This is a genomic window from Clostridium sp. (assembly GCF_051278035.1).
In the GTDB taxonomy this organism is placed as follows: Bacteria; Bacillota; Clostridia; order Clostridiales; family Clostridiaceae; genus Clostridium_AD.
Window position 1 is genome coordinate 1 of sequence record NZ_JBNMNU010000286.1, and the last position, 3,428, is coordinate 3,428.

General features: G+C 30.8%; 4 protein-coding genes and 1 pseudogene. All 5 read right to left on the reverse strand.

The annotated features are described in order from the left end of the window. Nucleotides 1-677: 677 nt before the first annotated feature. Entirely contained in the window at nt 678-941 is a 264-nt protein-coding gene (locus tag ACJAX4_RS22995; protein ID WP_435791769.1) for a pro-sigmaK processing inhibitor BofA family protein, read from the reverse strand. A gap of 57 nt (nt 942-998) precedes the next feature. Further along, entirely contained in the window at nt 999-1,277 is a 279-nt protein-coding gene (locus tag ACJAX4_RS23000; RefSeq protein WP_435791770.1) for a DUF2508 family protein, read from the reverse strand. Nucleotides 1,278-1,337: 60 nt separating this feature from the next. Further along, the gene (recR, locus tag ACJAX4_RS23005) at nt 1,338-1,934 is read right to left on the reverse strand and encodes a recombination mediator RecR (protein ID WP_435791771.1); all 597 of its coding nucleotides are present in this window, start codon (nt 1,932-1,934) and stop codon (nt 1,338-1,340) included. A gap of 41 nt (nt 1,935-1,975) precedes the next feature. Continuing rightward, on the reverse strand, nt 1,976-2,314 hold the full coding sequence (locus tag ACJAX4_RS23010) for a YbaB/EbfC family nucleoid-associated protein (protein WP_435791772.1): 339 nt from the start codon (nt 2,312-2,314) through the stop codon (nt 1,976-1,978). Nucleotides 2,315-2,422: 108 nt separating this feature from the next. Continuing rightward, nucleotides 2,423-3,428, reverse strand: a pseudogene (locus ACJAX4_RS23015) (DNA polymerase III subunit gamma/tau); the annotation flags it as partial.

Genomic DNA, 3,428 nt, shown 5'->3' on the forward strand with positions numbered 1-3,428 from the left:
CAGGATCAAACTCTCAATTTAAAAGTTTACACTTTTAGTTTGAAATGATTAATCTGCGCCAACTGTTAAGCTGGTTAGCAAGCTCATTACATACTATTTAGTCTTACGACTAAAATTCACTTTATTTACTAAAGTAATTAACTGGTTTAGCAAAATATTATTTTGCTATCTTTACCTATTTCTCTGTTTAATTTTCAAAGACCAATTTATTTTGTCATCATAAGACGACTCCTACTATTCTATCAGTTTAGTATGCTTTTGTCAACTTATTTTTTTAATGTTTTTAAATAAATCACACTAAGCTTACCAACTTAATTTTTAATATGTCGTTCGTTGTGACAAGCGACATGCAATATCTTACCATAGAATATCCTCGACATAATTTGATTTAGAGTTGCTAAAATAAAATAGGTTATGTATTCTTGAATTTTTAAACTTTATCTCTATATCCCTTGTATTGATACACCAGGATAGTTATTTAGTTATTACCACCCTACACCAACTATATTTTTCCATACTCCACTTGGTAATTCTATATATACTAAGTATTCTCCTTAATGATACGTAAATATACTAGTGTGGAACGTTTTTTATTAAAAAACAAATAGGACAATATCCCTTCTAAATACTTAGAAGCTACATTGCCCTATTAAAATTATATTATTTATGATATGAACTTACATTAATAATCTGAAAATTATTAAAAATATTACTCCTGGAACTCCTAAAAAACCTGCAATAAGTGATGTCACAGCATTTATCTCAATATATATTCGTGGCCCCCCCGCAAAGCCACTTATAAAGTTAACAAGTAATAAAAGTAACACTCCAAAGACACCATTGATTATTAGCTTTCCTAGCATTTTTAGTGGCCACGAAAAGAGCTTGACCACAATTACCATTGCTACTATAGCAATTAAAAAATATACTGCAACCACCATATCTCATCCCCCTATCCTCATTTAAAATATATTCACAACTCAATTAAGAACATTTATTTAATCATTAACAACGATCAGTTCTTCTATCATATAACTAGCATCAATTGTTACACCTTTTCTTCTAGCTTCTAATAAAAAATATATATATTTAGTTTTAGATTGATCTTCCTTATAAATTGCATAATCTATAAGTTTTGGATCGTCTGCAATATCAAAATATTTTTTCGCACATTCCCATTCAAGCTTAGCTTCTTCAAGCCCTACTATAATGTCTTTCTGTTCTTGAGTATATGTTAAAGTTTTAAATAATATTTCAATTATTTTTTTCCTATCCATAATAAAAACCTCCCATTTTATGTCTTTTTTAAATTCTTGACATAAAACAGGAGTAATATTCTATATTTCTTTTCTTCCTTCTAAAGCTTTAGAGAGGGTTACTTCATCTATATATTCTAAATCTCCACCAACTGGGATTCCATGTGCAATCCTTGTAACTTTTGCACCTAGTGGTTTTAATATTTTAGATATATACATAGCCGTAGCCTCACCCTCTATGTTTGGATTAGTTGCAACTATTACTTCATGCACATCTCCATTAATCCTTCTTATAAGTTCCCTTAACTTTATATCCTCAGGACCTCTACCTGCCATAGGAGATATCGTTCCATGAAGAACATGGTAAACCCCATTGAATTCTCTTACTTTTTCCATAGTCATAATGTCTTTTGGATTTTCAATAACGCATATGACACTCTTATCCCGATTTGGATTAGAACAAATTGCGCAAGGATCTGCATCTGCAAAACTTCCACATATTGAGCAGAATTTCAAGGTACCTCTCGCCTTAACCAGTGCACCAGCAAATTCTTCTACTTCTTCCTTGGGAAGATTTAGCACAAATAATGCTAGCCTCTGAGCTGTTTTTTTCCCTATACCAGGTAGTTTAGCAAATTCTTCTATAAGTTTTTCTATTGCTACTGGATAAAACTCCAATTTAGTCACCTCTTAAATGTATAGCTTTTAAATACCGCTTTCTAGAACATTCCCGGCATATTTAATCCACCTGTTAGTTTACCCATTTCACTACTTGTTTCATCTTCTGCTTTCTTCAATGCCTCATTGCAAGCACTCATAATTAAGTCCTGGAGCATTTCAACATCATCAGGGTCTACTACTTCTGGTTTTATCTTTACGTCAATAAGTTGTCTCTTTCCATTAGCTATAGCAGTTACTGCTCCACCACCAACAGATGCCACGTATTCCTTGGTCTCTAAACCTTTTTGCATGTCTTCCATTTGCTTTTGAAATTTTTGAGCTTGTTTCATCAAACCGCCCATATTTCCACCCATACCTGGTAATCCGCCTTTTGCCATAATTGTTACCTCCTATTTATTATTTATTAAAGTTAATATCATTATATTTATCTTTCTCTATTATTATATACTAATAACTATAATAATTTCCATTAAATATTATTTATTTTATTCATCTAATATCTCAACGAGATCTTCCCCAAATGTTTCTTTTAGTATATCCTCAGGTGATTTAACCTGTTTTTCATCAGATTCAACAGTATATTTTATTTTCACTTCTTCTTTTAATACTTCAGAGAATATTTCTTCAATTAAATTTCTGTTTTGTTCTTTTTCAAGTCTAATTTTATTAAAGGCAAATTGCTTTTCGTAAGCTAGTTCTATTACACCTCCATGGCAGGAAACAATTTCACCAGTCATTAAAGAAGCATATATAACCATATGTCTTCGTGCTTTAAACATATCTAAAATGTCCTTAAACGATTTTTTAACTATATCTACGGTTAAATTAGAATTATCATTATGCTTTTTCATAGGTTTTGTTTCTATTTTTTTACTAGACTTATTTTCTTTTTTACCATTATTAACTTCAGAAATTCTTGGTGTGACACTTTCAGAGACTACAGTTATCTTTCCCTCTTTTATAATTTCTTCTATTTTATTTATTCTAGCTAGTAGCACTTCTTTTGATGTGTCATATTCTATTTTACACATTTTAATAACTGCAAGTTCTAGATAAATTCTATTTTGCTTACTCCATTTAGCTTGTTCCTCTGCATCTTGGAGTATCTTTATGTTCCTCATAATTTCTTCCACTCTGAGTTTTGATGCTTGCTCTTTTAAAATATTTATGTTTTCAGATGACATATCTAAGATATCTTCTGCATTGTCACTTACTTTAACCATCATAAGGTTTCTCATATGAACAGTCATGTCTTTTATAAATACATATATATCTTTACCACTATAAACTATATCATTTACAGCCTTTATTGAGCCTTCAATATCTCTATTTATTATATTATTAGAGAGCATTATAAGACTCTCTGACGTCACAAGGCCCAGCATATCTATAACATCATCATACTCTACAGTTCCTTCATTCATCGATATGGCCTGGTCTAGAATGCTTAGAGCATCTCTCATTGCTCCATCAGAAATTCTTGATATTAAT

Excerpts from the sequence above, each read along its gene's own strand:
- ACJAX4_RS22995 (WP_435791769.1), bottom strand. The coding sequence starts at position 941 with ATGGTGGTTGCAGTATATTTTTTAATTGCTATAGTAGCAATGGTAATT.
- ACJAX4_RS23000 (WP_435791770.1), bottom strand. The coding sequence starts at position 1,277 with ATGGATAGGAAAAAAATAATTGAAATATTATTTAAAACTTTAACATAT.
- ACJAX4_RS23010 (WP_435791772.1), bottom strand. The coding sequence starts at position 2,314 with ATGGCAAAAGGCGGATTACCAGGTATGGGTGGAAATATGGGCGGTTTG.